The following is a 17,876-nucleotide window of genomic DNA, read 5'->3' as shown; positions in this document are numbered from 1 at the left end:
CACAGTTAACCACCTAATTTGATTTTGCGTAGTTTAGGGTTGTCAGCAAACATATCTTGGTGAGTGGTTAACACAACAATCCCACCTTGTTCAGCATGATTGAGAAACAAGGCTTCTAAAACTTTAACCCCCTGCTTATCAATCGCAGTCAGAGGCTCATCAAGGATCCACAGCTTGTGATTACTCAGCCACAGACGAGCAAGCGCCACGCGTCGTTGTTGCCCAGCAGACAGTTGCGCCACTGGTACATCTTCTCGACCCGCAAGCCCAACTTTAACAAGAGCTTGATAGATAGTCTCTTTATCTGCCGCTTGCTGGTTATGTACCGAAACATAAAAGCGTAGATTTTCGTATGCGGTCAACTCACGTTTAACACCCGTTTGATGACCAAGGAAAAGTAGATCATGGTGATAACCATCACGATTGGACTCAATATTTTCATTGTTCCAGTAAATTTCACCATCATCACGGTCGCCCAAACCAGCGACAATACGCAACAAGGTGGTTTTACCTGTACCGTTGCGCCCCTCAATTTGCACTAGTTCGCCGCTATCTATGGAAAAAGACAGAGACTCGAACAAAATTCTTTCGTCACGAATTGCTGTTAATTGTTTTACTTCTAGCATTGGCAACCACAATAGAGATTTAGACGCTTATATTATCACAGGCGCTTTTCGACAACATAGTGATAGAGCTTTACGAATCACGAAACTACGTAAGAAGTTGTTAATAATTAATCACATTATGCATTAAGTCACACCACCTGTTCACATTAGAAAACAATGCGACATAAATCAGATGGTAAGCAATAAAAAAGGATGCATATAGCATCCTTTGGGATTATCGGTTTGATCGGGTTCGCCGATGCTTAGCTGACTGCTCTGGCATGCCTTCCAGCGGCGGAATTTTCTCTCGACCGGCCAACTTATTCTGTAGAGACAGCATAAGTTCAGCTTCTGCTTTTGGCAGTTCACACTCTTCGATCAACTCATTTAAGTCAGCACCGAGTTGCACCATCTTACTGGCACGAGAGTAGAGTCTGCCATCACCATCAGCCTGCTCAAGGTCTTTAATTCGCTCAAGAAGGTGTTGGATAATATCTTCTTGCTCACTCACTCGCTGACCGAGTCCAACCACAACAGAGCGTACTTCTAACAGTTGCTTGTTTGCTTTCTGTAACTCTCGATCTAAGTGTCGATGCTGCTGTCTTGCTTGCTCGGCTGCTTTTCTTTGCGCTGATTTTAGGCGTAACACACTAAACACAAACACCAAGAATATAAACGCAACCACGCCTGCCATTACAGGCGCATTAAACATCCAGCTAGTATCCATTATAGATGAGCCATTTCATCCCATTCTTCATCAGAAAGAAGCTTGTTCAAATCAACCAAGATCAATAGCTTACCATCACGGTTGCTCACACCTTGGATGAACTTGGCGCTTTCATCAGTACCAACACTTGGCGTGGTATCAATTTCAGATGAACGCAAGTAAACCACTTCAGCTACGCTATCAACAAGAATACCAATCACTTGATGTTCAGACTCGATAACAATAATACGAGTGTTGTCAGTGATTTCGCCTTCCATTAAACCAAAGCGCGAACGTGTGTCGATTACAGTCACAACGTTACCACGTAGGTTAATAATACCTAGAACGTAGTCTGGCGCGCCTGGAACCGGAGCGATTTCTGTGTAGCGTAGAACTTCGCGTACTTGCATCACGTTGATGCCGTAGGTTTCTTCCTCAAGTTGGAACGTCACCCACTGAAGTACTTCATCATTTGAGTTCTCTTTTCTCACTTCAAGTTCGCTAGTTTGAGACATACCTTATCCTCTTTTAGCCTGTTTAGGGCACATATCTATTTGTCTAATGCTTTTACATCTAATCCGGCATTTAGCATAGCTATCAATGCTTCAACATGGATCAGAGCGCACATTTTTTCTTTAACCATTCCAGCAAGCCATGGTCTTTTGCCTGCCATCTCACGCCAGCGCACTTTTTCTGGGTTTAGCAACTCTGTTCCCATTAACTGGGTAGAGGCTAAGCCCCACATGCTCGCACCAAGCATAACGATGTACTGGTAGTGTTCTTTATAGTCGTCATCAGACAACTTCTCAGCCATTACCCATTTCGCAGTATCGACAACATCCAGTTGAGATTCTCGACTAGATTGCAGACCAAGATACCACTCAGGTCGGCCAATTAAGTGATTCAGTTCAGCCATGCGATGAATACCACCCAACTCATCCAGTGGTACTGCAAACGTCACGCCGTTCACATCAAAATAGAGCACCTGAAAGTCGACGTCTCGCTGAGTCGAAGTCCAATCCGCCGCAAATGAAGCACCCGCTTCTGTTTGCAACTCAGTTTGAGCTTCAACTTCAATCTCAGCAATTTCGCTTTCATGTTGAACGAGTTCGACGTCCAATTCGCTTGCTACGTCAACTGCTGACTCTAAATCTGGAGACTCAACGTATGGCTCAGGCTCCCACTCTTGTATCTCTTCTTCAACAACTTGTGTCTGTACCGCTTGCGCAATATTTAGTGTGTTTTGTTCCATCACACTGTTTAGCTGCAGATCGTCAACCGGGTTAGATGACTCAAGTTGCTTCAATAGCCTTTCAACATCTTCCAAGTTAGGGATTTCAATCTCTACACTGGTGGGATGGTAAAAGCTTTTTGTTTCCGCCATCTGCGCCATTGGTTCAAGCTGATAGCTTTCGACAGCAGGTGGCTCTGGCTCTGGCTCTGGCTCTGGCTCTGGCTCTGGCTCTGGCTCTGGCTCTGGCTCTGCAAAAATGGTCTCATCTACATCTGGTGTTACAAGGGCTTGTAACTCTTCATCTTCACATAATAGGGAAGTAAAGTAGTCATCAAGTGCCTGTTCACTGGAGAGTAGCGTCTCTTCACTCATCGATCGCAAGCCTCTCTAAGTGCAGTAACAGTTGCTTGTAAGCAAACACGCCGCGGCTTCCTGATGCAAAATGAGAGACGGGTAAATGCTTCAGACTCGCGTCTCTAAATTTGGTATCGATTGGCACTGCAGATGACCAGACTTGATTCGGGTAATCTTTCTTAAGCTGTTGCAATGTCTGTAACGACGCTCGTGTACGCTTGTCGTACATTGTTGGCACTATCGTTACTTTAAATGGCTTACTGCGTGACTTTTGCATGATCGCGAGTGTACGTACCATTCGCTCCAAGCCTTTCATTGCGAGGAACTCGGTTTGTACTGGTATCAAAATACGATTGCTGGCAGCCAAAGCGTTGACCATCATCACGCCTAAGATTGGCGGACAATCAATCAGCACATAGTCGTACTGATCCTTAATAGCCATCAATGCTCGCTTAAGGATCAGTCCCATACCACTGCGATTGCCCATAACTCGGTCAAGCGTCGCCAGTGACATATGCGCAGGAATAATATCAATACCAGGAATATCACTATCCATAATCAAGGGGGTTACCGTATGTTCGGTAAACTCTTTGAGTTGAAATAGATCAAACAAGCTAGAAGGCACACTGTCCGAATCAAAACCCAAATAAGTGGTTAAAGAACCATGAGGGTCAGTATCAACCAACAGTACTTTTTTACCTTGCTTGCTAAGCAAACCGGCAAGGGTAATGGTTGTCGTGGTTTTACCAACGCCACCCTTTTGGTTTGCAATACTCCATACGATCATAGCCTTACCTCTATGCTAGGCCAACTTCGACTAGCATACGTTCAGCAATTCGATCGAGAGGAAGATCTTCTGAGGAAATCCCCTCTTTTGCCACTGCTTGAGGCATACCATATACAACACAGCTTTCTTCGTCTTGCGCCCAAATGGTCGCACCCGCATTTTTCAGCATACGTGCGCCTTCTCGACCATCAGCACCCATGCCTGTTAGCACCATTGACAAAACTTTGTCGCCGTAAATTTTTGCGGCACTACCGAAAGTCACATCCACACAAGGTTTGTAGTTCATGCGGTCGCCACCATCAATGATGCGCAGTTTTGCACTACCGGCACGGCCGTCAATCATCATCTGCTTACCGCCTGGCGCTAGATAAGCGACCCCTGCTTGCAGCACATCACCGTCAGCCGCTTCTTTGACTTGAATCTTGCACAGCGAGTTCAAACGACTCGCAAACGCTGCGGTAAAGGTCGCTGGCATGTGCTGAATCAGTACGATTGGGTGCGGATAGTTGACAGGCAATTTCGTCAAAATTTTCTGTAGCGCTACAGGACCTCCGGTAGAGGTACCAATCGCGGTTAGCTGATATTTTTTACCTGTGGCTTTAAAACGTGCCGGCGCAACTGGTGCGCGCGATGCTGTAGCAACAGGCTGACGTTGAACTGAACCCGTTAGCGGGCGAGTTGTCGTTCTCTCCGCAGTGCTTGCCGGCGCAACTCGCGGAGCCACTGGACGGCGCATAAAGGTTCGGCGCGACGCAATTTGAATCACACGTTGTTGAAGTAACTGCACCGCTTCATCTCGGTTGCGAGCAATATCTTCGAATTTTTTCGGTAAGAAATCCAATGCGCCAGCGTCTAGCGCATCAAGCGTTGCTTTCGCACCGTCATGAGTCAACGAAGAGAACATCAAGATTGGAACTGGGTTCGATGCCATGATTTCACGGACGGCAGTGATACCGTCCATAATTGGCATTTCAATATCCATCGTAATGACGTCTGGCTTGATTTTAAGCGCTTTTTCTACCGCTTCTTTGCCATTAGTGGCTACATCAATAACCTCTAATCGTGCATCAGAGTTAATGATTTCACTAACTCGACGGCGAAAGAAACTTGAATCGTCAACGACTAATACTCGTATTGCCATGTGTATCCTTCTTTATAAAATAACGATTAGATGCGTGATGCCGCTGCGTAACGTTTTAGCAAATCTGGTACATCTAGAATCAATGCGATATGACCATCACTCGTAATGGTCGCGCCAGCCATACCCGGAGTACCTTGTAACAAGTTATCAAGTGGTTTGATAACCACTTCTTCTTGCCCAATCAGGGTATCAACTACAAAACCGACACGCTGGCTACCTAGTTGTACAATCACCACATGACCATGTCCTTTACGTTGTTCTATTCCAGCAGAACGAGGAGATAACCAGTTCTGTAGGTAGAACAGTGGGATAGATTTATCACGGACAATAATCGTTAGTTGCCCATCAACCACGTTGGTGCGGCTCAAATCTAAGTGGAAAATTTCATTCACACTTGCCAACGGCAATGCGAATGGGTTACCACCGACACCTACCATCAGAGTAGGAAGAATCGCTAGGGTTAATGGTACTTTAATAGAGATTTGCGTTCCTTTGCCCATCTCAGAATCAATATCAATCGAACCGTTGAGTGTATTGATCGCTGTTTTCACAACGTCCATACCCACACCACGGCCAGAAATATCAGAAATTTTCTCTTTACTTGAGAAGCCCGGCATAAAGATCAGGTTAAAACACTCTTTATCTGTCAGGCGAGACGCTGCGTCTTCATCCATCATGCCGCGTTTAACCGCGATACCACGAAGAACATCCGGGTTCATACCACCGCCATCATCAACGATAGCAAGTTGAATATGATCCCCTTCTTGCGCCGCAGACAGGATCACTTTACCAGTACGCGGTTTACCTGCTTTAACACGGTCCTCAGGCATCTCAATGCCGTGGTCAACCGAGTTACGTACCAAGTGAATCAATGGGTCTGCTAGTGCCTCAACGAGGTTTTTATCCAAGTCAGTATCTTCGCCGCGCATTTCCAACGTTATGTCTTTTTTCAGACTACGCGCCAAATCACGAACCACACGAGGGAAACGACCAAATACTTTCTTAATCGGCTGCATGCGGGTTTTCATCACCGCACCTTGAAGGTCGGCCGTGACCACATCAAGATTCGAGACCGCTTTCGCCATCTCTTCATCATTGCTGTTTAAGCCAAGGCTAAGCAGGCGGTTACGTACCAGTACTAACTCACCCACCATGTTCATGATGATATCGAGAGTCGAGGTGTCAACACGCACTGTCGCTTCTGCTTTCTTCGCAGGTACCGTTGCCTCTTTTTTCGCTGGAGCACTCGCTTCTACTTTCGGTGCAACTGCGGTTGGCGCTGGCTGAGCGACAGGAGCAACAACAGGTGCTGCTGGTGCAGGTGCAGCTTCTACCAGTTGCTCAACTGAATTGTGGTGAGCAGGTTTTGTCGCAAACTCAAGCTCTTCAACACTTGGACCTTTTCCTTGCCCATGCAGTTGGTCAAGCAGCTTTTCAAATTCATCGTCCGTCATCAAGTCTTCATCAGAAGATCTTGCGGCAGGCTTAGCATTCGATGGTGCTGGAGCGACTGGTGCGGCGGCAACAACAGGTTCTTCTTTACCAGGACCTTTGCCAACACCGTGCAGTTCATCAAGCAGTTTTTCAAATTCATCGTCAGTGATATCACCGGTTTCAACTGAAGAAACTGGTGCGGCTGGCGCTGGAGTTGCAACTGGCTTACTCGCGCCAGGTGCGGTACCAGCACCGTGCAACTCATCTAACAATCTCTCAAACTCATCTTGAGTGATCTCATCGATCGAGCTTGCATCAACTTGTGTCGTTGGTGCGGCAACTGGTTCTGGTTCAATAATCGGAGCTGGAGCTTCAACGACCACTGGTTCAATTGGCGCTACTTCTGCTTCATCTTCTGTCGCAGGCTTACTTAGACGGTGTAATTCATCGAGGAGTGACTGATCTGCTGGCTCTAATGGTTCACGATCTTGCACCGCTTGAAACTGCTCATTAACCGTATCTAGCGCTTTAAGCATTGTGTCCATTAGACTGGCATTAACTTCACGTTGACCATTGCGCAAGATATCGAACACGTTTTCCGCGCCGTGGCAGGTATCAACCAGTTCAGTCAGGCTTAGGAAGCCCGCGCCACCTTTTACCGTGTGGAAACCACGGAAGATAGCATTAAGCAGGTCCTTGTCATTGGGGTTGTTTTCTAACTCTACCAACTGCTCTGATAACAGCTCTAGAATTTCACCCGCCTCAACTAAAAAATCCTGAAGAATATCTTCGTCTAATTCGTAGCTCATAAGTTACCTCTAAAACCCAAGACTGGAGAGCAAGTCATCCACTTCGTCTTGCGATGAAACCGCATCGTCCCTTTGATGAGGATTCATAATTGGCCCCTCTGGTTCGGTTAATGCTTTTTTCTTGTTATTGGATATATCTTCGTCCAACTGATTCTGGCCAAAAACTGTAAGTATATCAACGAGTCGCAATTCAACTTCGTTAACCAACTCAATAACACGGCCAATGATCTGCCCAGTAAGGTCTTGGAAACCTTGTGCCATTAGAATGTCGGTTAACAAGCTGCGTAATTCGCTGCTGTTTCCTTCAACTTGCCCTAATAAATCATCAATACGGTGACACAGTGCCTTAAACTCGCTGAGGTCGATCTTGCCATGCATCAACTGATTCCATTGCGGTCGCACTTGTAATAAACCGTCATGTAAGTTGTCAGCGATCGGCATGCAGCGGTCTACTGCATCCATGGTTTGGTTAGCAGCAACTTCCGTTTTCTCAACCACGTATTGGAGACGCTCCCTTGCATCAGGAATATCGTCGTTTGCTAGTTGTGAAATACGTTCATCTAAATGAAATTGCTTAATAGACTCATGCAACTCTCGGGTCAAGGTGCCAATCTCTTGCAGCACTGGTTGGCTCGGTATGTTGTAGATACCTTTCACCAAGTCATCAGCGTCTTGCTGCTTACCACTTTCTAAAAGCTCGACAAGTTGCTTAGCTTGTTCTAATGAAATCATTCCTATCCGGCCTTTTTGCCCAATTTATTTAGTCAAAACGTTGACTATAAACGCTCAAAGATTTTATCTAATTTCTCTTTTAGCGTTGCTGCAGTAAATGGTTTAACGATGTAACCATTTACACCAGCTTGAGCAGCCTCAATGATTTGTTCGCGTTTAGCTTCCGCCGTGATCATCAACACTGGCAAATGCTTTAGCTCTTGATCGGCACGAATATGCTTAAGCAAGTCAATACCTTGCATACCCGGCATGTTCCAGTCGGTAACGACAAAATCGAAATCGCCCTTCTTGAGCATAGGCAATGCTGTTAAACCGTCGTCCGCTTCTTGGGTGTTATTAAAACCCAAATCACGAAGTAGGTTTTTAACGATACGGCGCATTGTTGAAAAGTCATCAACAATCAAGATTTTCATGTTTTTATTCAAAATTGCCTCCACTGAGTGTAATTTCAGTGATTTCTAGTCATTGTTTGTCCAAGCACTGAGTTTTGTGCGCAGACGTTGCATTGATTGGCTAAGTATTTGGCTAACGCGTGATTCACTAACTCCAATTACTTCGCCGATTTCTTTCAGGTTCAACTCTTCATCGTAATAAAGAGACAACACCAAAGCTTCTCGCTCAGGTAGAGATTTTATCGATTCTACCAGAGCTTTTCTAAAGTATTCATCCGCAACACCTTGAAAAGGTGCATTTTCTTCATCCGTGTCTTCGGAAGTAATGACATCCTCCGAGACGCCAAGGTCTTCTATCCCTACCAAACGAGAGCAATTGATATCAGTCAGAACGCTGTGATATTGCTCTAGCGACATCCCGACGAAACTTGCCACTTCGGCATCCGTAGGATCTCGACTCAGCTGACCTTCAAGAACTGCGATAGCTTGGTTGATTTCGCGACTATGTTTATGCACCGATCGTGGAACCCAGTCTCCACGACGAATGTCGTCAAGCATAGCGCCACGAATGCGTATTCCAGCATAGGTCTCAAAACTCGCACCTTTATTGCCGTCGTAGTTCTTTTGCGCCTCCAGAAGCCCAATCATTCCCGCTTGGATAAGATCTTCAACCTGAACACTTGATGGCAGTCTGCCAAGCAAATGATGAGCAATCCGTTTAACCAAAACCGAGTACTTTTCTAAGAAAAGCCTCTGGCTGTTATGGTTTCCGTATTGGTCATAGGTCAACGCCTTATTCACCAAATGGTTCCTCTAATGGTTGTGGTCGGTTTAACAAACGTTCGACAAAAAACTCCAAATGCCCGCTCGGCGTTTTGGGGATGGGCCATGTTAAGGCTTTGTTTGCAAGCGATCCTATTGCTAGGGCTGCAGGCGAGCGCGGAAACGCGTCAACAACAATCTTCTGTCTTTTCACCGCTTGCCGAACTTTATCATCTAATGGAATACATGCTACGAGCTCAAGGCTCACATTCAAGAATCTCTCTGTGACTAAGGTCAACTTTGCAAACAATTCTCGCCCTTCTCGATAGCTTCTGACCATATTTGCAACAATTTTGAATCGCTGCACTTGGTGCTCTTTGCTCAATAGCTTAATGAGCGCATAAGCGTCGGTAATTGAGGTTGGCTCATCACACACCACCACTACGACGTCCTGTGCCGCACGCGAGAAGCTAATTACCATATCCGAAATGCCGGCTGCGGTATCAATCAGCAGCACATCCATCTCATCTTCGAGACTACCGAAGGCACGAATTAAACCAACATGTTGGGCATGGGTCAATTCTGTCATCGATTGAGTACCGGAAGTCGCTGGAATAATTTTGATTCCAAATGGACCTTCTACAATGGCATCAGCGAGATCGCATTCACCAGCAAGAACGTGCCCTAGGTTGCGTGTTGGACGAATTCCCAACATCACATCGACGTTAGCCAGACCTAAGTCAGCATCCAAAACCATCACTTTCTTGCCTTGACGAGCCATGCAAATTGCCAGCCCAAGAGTGACATTAGATTTACCCACACCACCTTTACCGCCGGTTACCGAAATAACCTTCGTCAGTGATGGTTGAGTTAAGCGGCGCAATCCGCTAGCTTGGTCTTGTATCATATTCTCTGTCATCATCGCCGCCTAGAACCTCTCTACTTCACTATTCCAATAGTGCGGTTCATCGTCCGCCGATTTCTCAAGTAAATCATTTGCTTTCGCCACCATGTACTTAGGCTGAGCAATAACGATATCTTCAGGTACGCGTTGTCCATTCGCGATATAAGCCACTGGCAGCGCATTTTGCACTACAACGCTCACAAACTCTCCAAGGCTTAATGACTCATCAAGCTTGGTCATGATGCAACCAGAGAGAGGTATGCGTTTAAAGTGGTCAATGGTTTCTTGCAATACTTTACGCTGTGCCGTCGCAGGTAAAACCAAGTAGCTGTGAATAATTTCACCACTCTCTTGCATTAGGGTATCTAATTGTTCTGAAAGGCGAACATCTCGTTGTCCCATACCTGCGGTATCCACTAAAACAAGACGACGATGGCGTAGTTGATATATTACATCGGCTAACTCTTTGGAATCTTTAGCGACTTTTACAGGACAACCCATAATTCTGCCGTAAATGGCCAATTGCTCATGGGCACCAATACGATATGTATCCGTTGTGACCAACGCAACGTTGTCCGAGCCGTACTCCATTGCAGCACGAGCTGCGAGTTTAGCTACCGTGGTTGTCTTACCAACGCCAGTAGGCCCTAGTAGCGCGACAATACCACCACGTTTAAGAATATCTTGCTTTGAAATTGGGATCTGGTCTGCGACTAAACCAAGCAATGCTTTCCACGCTTTTTTCGGTGGAGTGTCTTCTGGAATATAACAGGCCAACTGGTCAGCCAACTCTAAAGACAAACCCATACGCTCTAAGCGTTTAATCAGCATGGCTCTTAATGGCTCACGACGCTCAACTTCTTGCCACATCAAACCCGATACTTGGTGCTCAAGCAGGCGACGAATGGACGTCATTTCTTCACGCATGTCGGTCAAATCTTCACTCGACACTGCCGATTCACGTGCCGCTTGGCGCTCGTATCGAGTCGGATCCAGTTGTGGTTTTGGTCTTTCGATACGGCGGTCTTCAGCAATCAAACGAGCTAAAGGCGAATCTTGCTTGAGCTTGATATCACCATTTTGATTACGCTGTGCCGCTTGGCGTTTAAGCAGTGCTGTCAACGAGTCATCGTTGCCGCTTTCTTCTGCCTCTTCGTGACCCGGACGATTGTGGCTGTATTGCTTAAGCATGCTGGCAAATCGTTTGGTCATCGAACGTCCAGTCTCTGCGCTGCTGTTTAAACTTACACGATCATCATCGAGCTCGCGGCCATTGGTTCTTGTTTCCAAATTCGGGGAAACTTGAGTTGCAGGCGCAGTGCGCGGAAGCGAATTATAATTGCTGTTGACACGCGCAGCCGATGGCTCGCCATCAACAGCCGCGACAATTTCAACACCACCAGCGACTTTTTTGTTCGACATGATCACCGCGTCAGACCCAAGCTCTTCTTTGACTTGAAGAAGCGCCGTTCGCATGTCTTTGGCAAAAAATCGTTTAATTTTCAAAATCGATATCCGTTATGGGTTAGTAACAGAAACTAGTTGCCCACCGCTTGAACGATGCGAATTTGCTTTTCGTCCGGGATCTCTTGATAAGAGAGTACGCGCAGCGTTGGGATTGTATTCTTAACAAATTTAGCGAGGGTAGAACGAAGCACACCAGACGTTAGCAAGACTGCTGGTTCGCCCTTTAATTCTTGCTCTTGAGTCGCTTGGCTCAATGACACTTGTAAGCGCTCAGCAAGGCCGGGTTCGATACCTGCTGACTCCCCTCCGGAAGCCTGCATAGTTTGATGCAAAATTTGTTCCAGCTCAGGAATCAAAGTTATCACTGGCAATTCCGGCTCTAATCCATTGATTTCCTGAACAATTAGGCGTTTTAGTGAAATTCGAACGGCAGCAGTTAAGATGTCAGGTTCTTGACTCTTCGAAGAATATTCGGACAAGGTCTGCACAATGGTACGAATGTCGCGGATAGGAACTGCCTCGTTAAGCAGATTTTGTAGTACTTTCACGACCACGCCAAGTTGCAGCTGATCAGGCACAAAACTTTCAACCAGTTTCGGCGTGCTGCGACCTAGCATTTCCAGTAAGTTTTGTACTTCTTCATGACCAATCAAGTGGGAGGCATTATTGGTCAAAAGCTGGCTTAGGTGCGTCGCCAATACCGTCGAGGAGTCAACCACCGTGTAACCCAGAGCTTGAGCATGTTCTCGTTGATCATCACGAATCCATACCGCCTCCAAGCCGAATGCTGGGTCAATCGTCGGTTCACCTTCTATCACACCATAAACCTGACCGGGGTTAATCGCTAACTCTTGGTCTGGGCGAATTTCTGCCTCACCAACAGCCACCCCCATTAGGGTGATGCGGTAACTGTTTGGAGTTAACTCAAGGTTATCGCGGATATGGACTGCGGGTATAAGGAAACCAAAATCCTGTGACAGCTTTTTACGTACGCCTTTCACTCGCTCAAGCAACTCACCGCCTTGGTCTCGGTCAACCAACGGAATCAAACGATACCCCACCTCTAGGCCAATAATATCCACTGGCTGAACATCGTCCCAAGAGAGCTCTTTGGGCGTACTTGGTTCTGAGGTTGGTGTCGCAGGCAAATTGCTCTTTTCTTCTTGTTGTTTTTTCTGTTTGCGCGTCATCCAGTAGGCACCACCTCCAGCCATCGCAGCGAGAAGTAAGAAAGAAAAGTGCGGCATGCCCGGAACAATACCCATCACAAATAAGATCAACGCGGTGATCATCAATGCCTTAGGATTATCGAACAACTGGAAGACCACCTGCTGCCCCATGTCCTCGTCAGTGTTTTGACGAGTTACCATAATTGCAGCACCGATAGAGAGCAGTAGCGATGGGATCTGCGCAACCAGACCATCACCAATCGTCAGCAAGGTATAGATTTGCATCGCTTCAGCGAAACCCAACCCATACTGTGCCATACCAATCGAAAGACCACCGATGATGTTGATAAATAGAATCAAAATACCGGCAATCGCATCGCCTTTTACAAATTTTGACGCACCATCCATCGAGCCATAGAAGTCTGCCTCTTTGGTCACTTCTTGGCGGCGAGTTCGAGCTTGGTCTTGGTCAATCAGACCTGCGTTCAAGTCAGCATCAATCGCCATTTGTTTGCCGGGTAAGGCATCTAGCGTGAAGCGAGCACTAACTTCAGAAATACGCCCAGCACCTTTGGTCACCACCATAAAGTTGATGATCATTAAGATAAGGAATACGACAAAACCAACTGCGTAGTTACCGCCGATCACTACGTTACCAAATGCTTCGATTACGTGACCCGCAGCGCCTGGGCCTTCATGGCCATACAGCAACACGACACGAGTCGACGCAACGTTCAACGCCAAGCGCAGCAGCGTTGCGATAAGCAGTACGGTTGGAAAGGCAGCAAAATCTAGCGGACGACGGGTGTAAACCGTCACCAATAATACCACCATCGATAAGGCAATATTAAAGGTGAAGAACAAGTCGAGCAGGAAGGCTGGCATAGGTAGCACAACCATCGCCAACGTCGCCAACACCATAACGGGTGCGCCGATCGCAGGCATTGCTCGCTTAGGTAACGGAGGTAGTTTATCCGCAAATGGTAGAGATAACTTCATAAAAATAGAGGCTAATACAACTAAACAGTCTTTTGTCACAGGTAGTTAGCCACTTATGCAAGTATTAGTCCACTAAAAAGTCAAATATATGTCAGTTTAGCGACTAGGTTTGCTACGGATTAATATTCCAGAGCAACTCTCCACGTTGTGTAGCCGGATCGTATTCAATACAGACGATACCTGAAGTTGGGAACATTGGTGGAACCATATCAATCACCAATTCAGCGGTGAGATAGCCAACCAATGGAAGATGGGAGACCAACAAGACTGAGTCAAGTTGCTCTAAATCTATTAAGGCTTGCAGAAAATCCGCCACTGTCGCCGAGTCACCGTAAGGGGTAATGTCCTCACACAACTCAACATCTTTGGCGGCAAAAATCTCTTCGAGTTCTTGCCAGGTCTGTTTTGCCCTTTTGTATGGGCTGACTAGCACTTTATCAAACTGCGATACACCCTGTAGGGCACAACGTTGCGCGACATCTCTTGAAGCACTTCTTCCAAACGGAGTTAGCGCTCGATCGGCATCACTTTGGGCGAATGTTTCCGCTTCGCCGTGACGCATAATCACGATTTTCATACTTTTTCCTGTAGTGTGAGGACTTATTCGCCTCACAAATTTTTGGGCTTATTTGATATACCCAAGCAACCTAAATGCATCGGCGTGCCGACCTAACGGTGCCCATTTCCAAAGTCACTTGGGTATATATTTTAATTAATTATATCAAGTAACTTGCCAAAGACTCAGACTTTCTTAACAATCTTAAGGGTAATATGGATGTTTTTGTTTCAAGATGTGGCAATCATTTATGCCGCAAATACCTCATTTCATCCCCAGAGGATGCTGAATAGTTGTTTGCAGGCGCAATAAACGCGTTCATACTTAGACATACTCTCAAGGTTCGGAGAAAAGCTGTGCATGTAAGCCCAAATGATACTAATCAATATCGCTACTTAACCTTAAGCAATGATTTAAGGGTGCTATTGATTCACGACCAAGATGCACAAAAATCGGCGGCGGCACTGGCGGTCAACGTCGGTCATTTCGACGACCCTTCAGACCGTGAAGGCATGGCGCACTATCTTGAACATATGCTGTTTCTTGGCACCGAAAAATACCCAAAAGTGGGCGAGTTTCAGAGTTACATTAGCCAACATGGCGGAATGAACAACGCATGGACAGGCACGGAACATACTTGTTTCTTTTTCGATGTCGATACTCGCGCATTCGCCAACGCCCTCGACAGATTTAGCCAGTTTTTTACGGCACCGCTATTCAATGCAGAGGCGCTCGATAAGGAACGTCAAGCCGTCGACTCTGAGTACAAAATGAAACTCAACGATGACTCTCGACGCCTTTACCAAGTGCACAAAGAGGTGATCAATCCTAACCATCCTTTTGCCAAGTTTTCGGTTGGTAATCTTGAAACTCTAGGCGACCGTGGTGGTCAGTCAATTCGTGACGAGATCATTCGCTTTCATCAGCAAAACTATTCTGCCGATCTTATGACGCTGGTGCTGGCTGGCGCGCAATCCTTAGATGAACTTGAGAACTGCGCAAAAGAGAAGTTTTCTGCGATTACCAATCAGCACCTTAGTGGCAAATGCGTGACTGAACCTTACGCTGATTTACGTTCAACCGGAATTTGGGTCAATGTCGAGCCGGTTAAAGAAATCCGCAAGCTAATGCTGACCTTCCCGATGCCAAGTAGCGATGAGTACTACCATACTAAGCCCCTTTCCTATTTTGCCCATCTGCTTGGCTATGAAGGTGACAACAGCTTAATGCTCGAACTCAAAGAGGCAGGGTGGATCACATCACTATCTGCAGGCGGTGGCGCGAGCGGCAGTAATTATCGCGAGTTCAATGTCAGTTGTACTCTGACGGAAAAAGGCCTCAACCATACTGACGATATTATTCAGGCTGTGTTTAACTATATCGCCATCATCAAAGCACGCGGTTTCGATGAGTGGCGCTATCTTGAGAAAAAAGCGGTACTTGAGTCAGCTTTTCGTTTTCAAGAGCCAACTCGCCCGTTAGATATGGCAAGTCACCTTGTGGTCAATATGCAGCACTATCAAAGTGACGATATCATCTATGGTGATTTTAAAATGGCGCAGTACCAGTTAGATGTGCTGCAGCAGTTAGCGACTCACTTTACTGCCGACAACCTTCGCGTCACGTTAATTGCCAAAGGGCTTGATTATGAGGAAACCGCCAAATGGTATTTTACGCCATACTCAGTGCGACAACTTAGCCCAGAGCAAAAAGCGTTTTACCTTCAACCGTCAACCATCAAGGCTGAGTTACCTGAGCGTAACCCGTTTATTTGCTACGACCTCACACCTAAGCCGCTAGACGAAGTTACGGAAGTTCCGCAAGTCATTTCAGAAATGCCGGGCTTTAAACTCTGGCATCTGCAAGATGATGAGTTTCGCGTTCCTAAAGGTGTGGTTTATGTTGCGATTGATAGCCCTAATGCGGTTGCTACACCGATCAATATCGTCAAGACTCGCTTGTGCGTTGAAATGTTCCTCGACGCCTTAGCAAAAGAGACCTACCAAGCTGAAATTGCAGGCATGGGGTACAACCTGTACGCGCATCAGGGCGGCGTTACCCTCGCGATTTCTGGTTTTACGGAAAAGCAGCCAGAGTTGATGAAAATGATTTTGGCGCGTTTTGCCAAACGGGAGTTTAGCCAAAAACGTTTTGACACGATAAAAACCCAATTGCTGAGAAATTGGCGAAATTCAGCCCAAGATCGCCCTATTTCGCAGCTATTTAATGCCATGACAGGGATTCTACAACCAAACAATCCTCCTTATCCGGTATTAGTTGAAGCGCTGGAAACCATTGAGGTTGATTCATTGGCGAGCTTTGTCCAAGCCATTTTGGCCGAGCTACACGTTGAAATGTTTGTCTTTGGAGATTGGACTCGAAGTGATGCGTTAGCGCTGGGTGATACATTAAGAGACGCACTACGCGTACAGAACCAACAATACGAAGAGGCACTCCGCCCTCTCGTGATGCTTGGGCAAAGCGGCACATTCCAGCGTGATGTGCCTTGCAATCAAGAAGACTCGGCGATTGTGGTGTACTACCAATGTGATGATACTTCAGCCAAAAACATCGCTTTATACTCTCTGGCAAACCACTTAATGTCGGCGACCTTCTTCCATGAAATTCGGACAAAACAGCAACTGGGTTACATGGTAGGCACCGGCAATATGCCACTCAATAAGCACCCGGGTATCGTACTTTATGTCCAATCACCGAATGCGGCGCCAGTCGAGTTGATTAGCTCGATTGATGAGTTCCTCAATGCATTTTACATGGTCTTGCTCGAACTTAATGAGTATCAATGGCACAGCAGTAAACGAGGGCTTTGGAATCAAATTGCCACTCCAGACACGACGTTACGTGGGCGTGCCCAAAGACTTTGGGTCGCTATTGGTAATAAAGATGAGGACTTTAACCAAAGACAGCGCGTGCTTGCTGAACTGAAGAAATTGACTCGCAGCGATATGATTCGTTTTGTCGTCAACCAGCTAAAACCGCGCACGGCGAATCGTTTGATAATGCACACCCAAGGCAATGCCCACCAAGAGGCGGAGCCGTTAAACCTTGGGTTAGAAATTGGGTCAATTGAAGAATTTCAATTAAGACCAAAAGACGTTGAACTAGGCTGATTGCTCAGAAGCGACAATCGCTTTAAGCGAATGGGGGTGGAGCTTAATACACACCCCTTGATGCTTAAACGCAACGGTCGGGTTATTCAGCCGCTCACCCTCGCCTTTGGGACTCGATAGCTTGACCTTGATCCCCATGTCAGCCAAGTCGCCCCACTGTGCAGCCAAGGATGGAAAACGCTGTTTAAGCTCTTGGGCAAACTCTTCTGCGGTTTGTGCTTGTGAAGGAATCACAAACTCAACATGCTCCCAACTCTGTTCTGGGTAGAGTTTACCCTCAGTTGGATACGGTAGTTCTAAACACTCTATTTGCCAGTCGAGTGCCTTTAAAGGTTGGTGAAAGGCTAAAACAATGATCGGACGTCCATTAATCTGCGCATTAGAGATCTCTTTCCCCTCTTTCAACCACGCTTGATGCGCTTGTTGGGCGAGTTCCACCTCATTGATACGCAACGCTATATGATCCGCTTGAAACTGAGCTAAATCGATACGGAGCTTTTCACTTAGATTTTGAATTCTAAGCATAAATTCTGGTAATTTTTGCTTTAACTGCTCTGGCAATAGTTCTGCACTTGCTAGCGACATGAGGCATCTTCCTAAAGTAAAAGGTGACTTTTTTGCTCATAGTAACCTTTTACTTAGGGAAAAGTAGCAAAATACTCAAATTACGCCCTATATGCCTTTTAATAAAATT

Annotated in this window: 16 protein-coding genes; 1 reads left to right on the top strand and 15 read right to left on the bottom strand. The window is 46.4% G+C overall.

Annotation, left to right across the window (positions count from 1 at the left end):
* Positions 1 to 5: 5 nt before the first annotated feature.
* The 14 genes from ccmA to sixA form a co-directional block, all read right to left on the bottom strand.
* The gene (gene ccmA, locus GZK95_RS04395) at positions 6 to 626 is read right to left on the bottom strand and encodes a cytochrome c biogenesis heme-transporting ATPase CcmA (protein ID WP_075709011.1); all 621 of its coding nucleotides are present in this window, start codon (positions 624 to 626) and stop codon (positions 6 to 8) included.
* A gap of 214 nt (positions 627 to 840) precedes the next feature.
* On the bottom strand, positions 841 to 1,332 hold the full coding sequence (locus GZK95_RS04390) for a DUF2802 domain-containing protein (RefSeq protein ID WP_075709012.1): 492 nt from the start codon (positions 1,330 to 1,332) through the stop codon (positions 841 to 843).
* Positions 1,332 to 1,826 carry a chemotaxis protein CheW gene (locus GZK95_RS04385; protein WP_075649803.1) on the bottom strand — a complete coding sequence of 165 codons (495 nt, stop codon included), beginning with the start codon at positions 1,824 to 1,826 and terminating at the stop codon, positions 1,332 to 1,334. The genes GZK95_RS04390 and GZK95_RS04385 overlap by 1 nt, the downstream gene beginning before the upstream one ends.
* Before the next feature lie 35 nt (positions 1,827 to 1,861).
* Positions 1,862 to 2,917, bottom strand: coding sequence for a chemotaxis protein CheW (locus GZK95_RS04380; protein ID WP_161987195.1), 1,056 nt, complete (start codon positions 2,915 to 2,917; stop codon positions 1,862 to 1,864).
* Positions 2,910 to 3,686: a ParA family protein gene (locus GZK95_RS04375; RefSeq protein WP_075708960.1), complete on the bottom strand. Its 777-nt coding sequence runs from the start codon at positions 3,684 to 3,686 to the stop codon at positions 2,910 to 2,912. The genes GZK95_RS04380 and GZK95_RS04375 overlap by 8 nt, the downstream gene beginning before the upstream one ends.
* Positions 3,687 to 3,696: 10 nt before the next feature.
* Positions 3,697 to 4,827, bottom strand: a complete 1,131-nt coding sequence (locus tag GZK95_RS04370; RefSeq protein WP_075716495.1) for a protein-glutamate methylesterase/protein-glutamine glutaminase — start codon at positions 4,825 to 4,827, stop codon at positions 3,697 to 3,699.
* A 26-nt stretch (positions 4,828 to 4,853) separates the two neighbouring features.
* Positions 4,854 to 7,070 carry a chemotaxis protein CheA gene (locus GZK95_RS04365; protein ID WP_075716496.1) on the bottom strand — a complete coding sequence of 739 codons (2,217 nt, stop codon included), beginning with the start codon at positions 7,068 to 7,070 and terminating at the stop codon, positions 4,854 to 4,856.
* 9 nt (positions 7,071 to 7,079) lie between these two features.
* Positions 7,080 to 7,802 carry a protein phosphatase CheZ gene (locus GZK95_RS04360; RefSeq protein ID WP_075708963.1) on the bottom strand — a complete coding sequence of 241 codons (723 nt, stop codon included), beginning with the start codon at positions 7,800 to 7,802 and terminating at the stop codon, positions 7,080 to 7,082.
* 44 nt (positions 7,803 to 7,846) lie between these two features.
* Complete coding sequence (gene cheY / locus GZK95_RS04355; protein WP_075649797.1) at positions 7,847 to 8,215, bottom strand: chemotaxis response regulator CheY; 369 nt, start codon at positions 8,213 to 8,215, stop codon at positions 7,847 to 7,849.
* A 45-nt stretch (positions 8,216 to 8,260) separates the two neighbouring features.
* The gene (locus tag GZK95_RS04350; RefSeq protein ID WP_075708964.1) at positions 8,261 to 8,995 is read right to left on the bottom strand and encodes an RNA polymerase sigma factor FliA; all 735 of its coding nucleotides are present in this window, start codon (positions 8,993 to 8,995) and stop codon (positions 8,261 to 8,263) included.
* Positions 8,988 to 9,875: a MinD/ParA family protein gene (locus tag GZK95_RS04345; protein ID WP_075708965.1), complete on the bottom strand. Its 888-nt coding sequence runs from the start codon at positions 9,873 to 9,875 to the stop codon at positions 8,988 to 8,990. Before GZK95_RS04345 ends, GZK95_RS04350 begins: the two co-directional genes overlap by 8 nt.
* Positions 9,876 to 9,884: 9 nt before the next feature.
* Entirely contained in the window at positions 9,885 to 11,366 is a 1,482-nt protein-coding gene (gene flhF / locus GZK95_RS04340; protein WP_075708966.1) for a flagellar biosynthesis protein FlhF, read from the bottom strand.
* A 32-nt stretch (positions 11,367 to 11,398) separates the two neighbouring features.
* Entirely contained in the window at positions 11,399 to 13,495 is a 2,097-nt protein-coding gene (gene flhA, locus GZK95_RS04335; RefSeq protein ID WP_075708967.1) for a flagellar biosynthesis protein FlhA, read from the bottom strand.
* Between the two features lie 112 nt (positions 13,496 to 13,607).
* Positions 13,608 to 14,072: a phosphohistidine phosphatase SixA gene (gene sixA, locus GZK95_RS04330; protein WP_075716497.1), complete on the bottom strand. Its 465-nt coding sequence runs from the start codon at positions 14,070 to 14,072 to the stop codon at positions 13,608 to 13,610.
* Positions 14,073 to 14,407: 335 nt separating this feature from the next.
* Here sixA and GZK95_RS04325 point away from each other — a divergent pair, with 335 nt between their 5' ends.
* On the top strand, positions 14,408 to 17,182 hold the full coding sequence (locus GZK95_RS04325; RefSeq protein ID WP_075716498.1) for an insulinase family protein: 2,775 nt from the start codon (positions 14,408 to 14,410) through the stop codon (positions 17,180 to 17,182).
* Here the strand turns inward: GZK95_RS04325 and GZK95_RS04320 are convergent.
* Positions 17,174 to 17,767 carry a VOC family protein gene (locus tag GZK95_RS04320; protein WP_075716499.1) on the bottom strand — a complete coding sequence of 198 codons (594 nt, stop codon included), beginning with the start codon at positions 17,765 to 17,767 and terminating at the stop codon, positions 17,174 to 17,176. The genes GZK95_RS04325 and GZK95_RS04320 overlap by 9 nt on opposite strands.
* Positions 17,768 to 17,876: the final 109 nt, after the last annotated feature.

Source organism: Vibrio panuliri (genome assembly GCF_009938205.1).
GTDB classification, from domain to species: domain Bacteria; phylum Pseudomonadota; class Gammaproteobacteria; order Enterobacterales; family Vibrionaceae; genus Vibrio; species Vibrio panuliri.
Note: the sequence above shows the minus strand (reverse complement) of the source record. Positions and strands in the feature narration are given on the sequence as shown.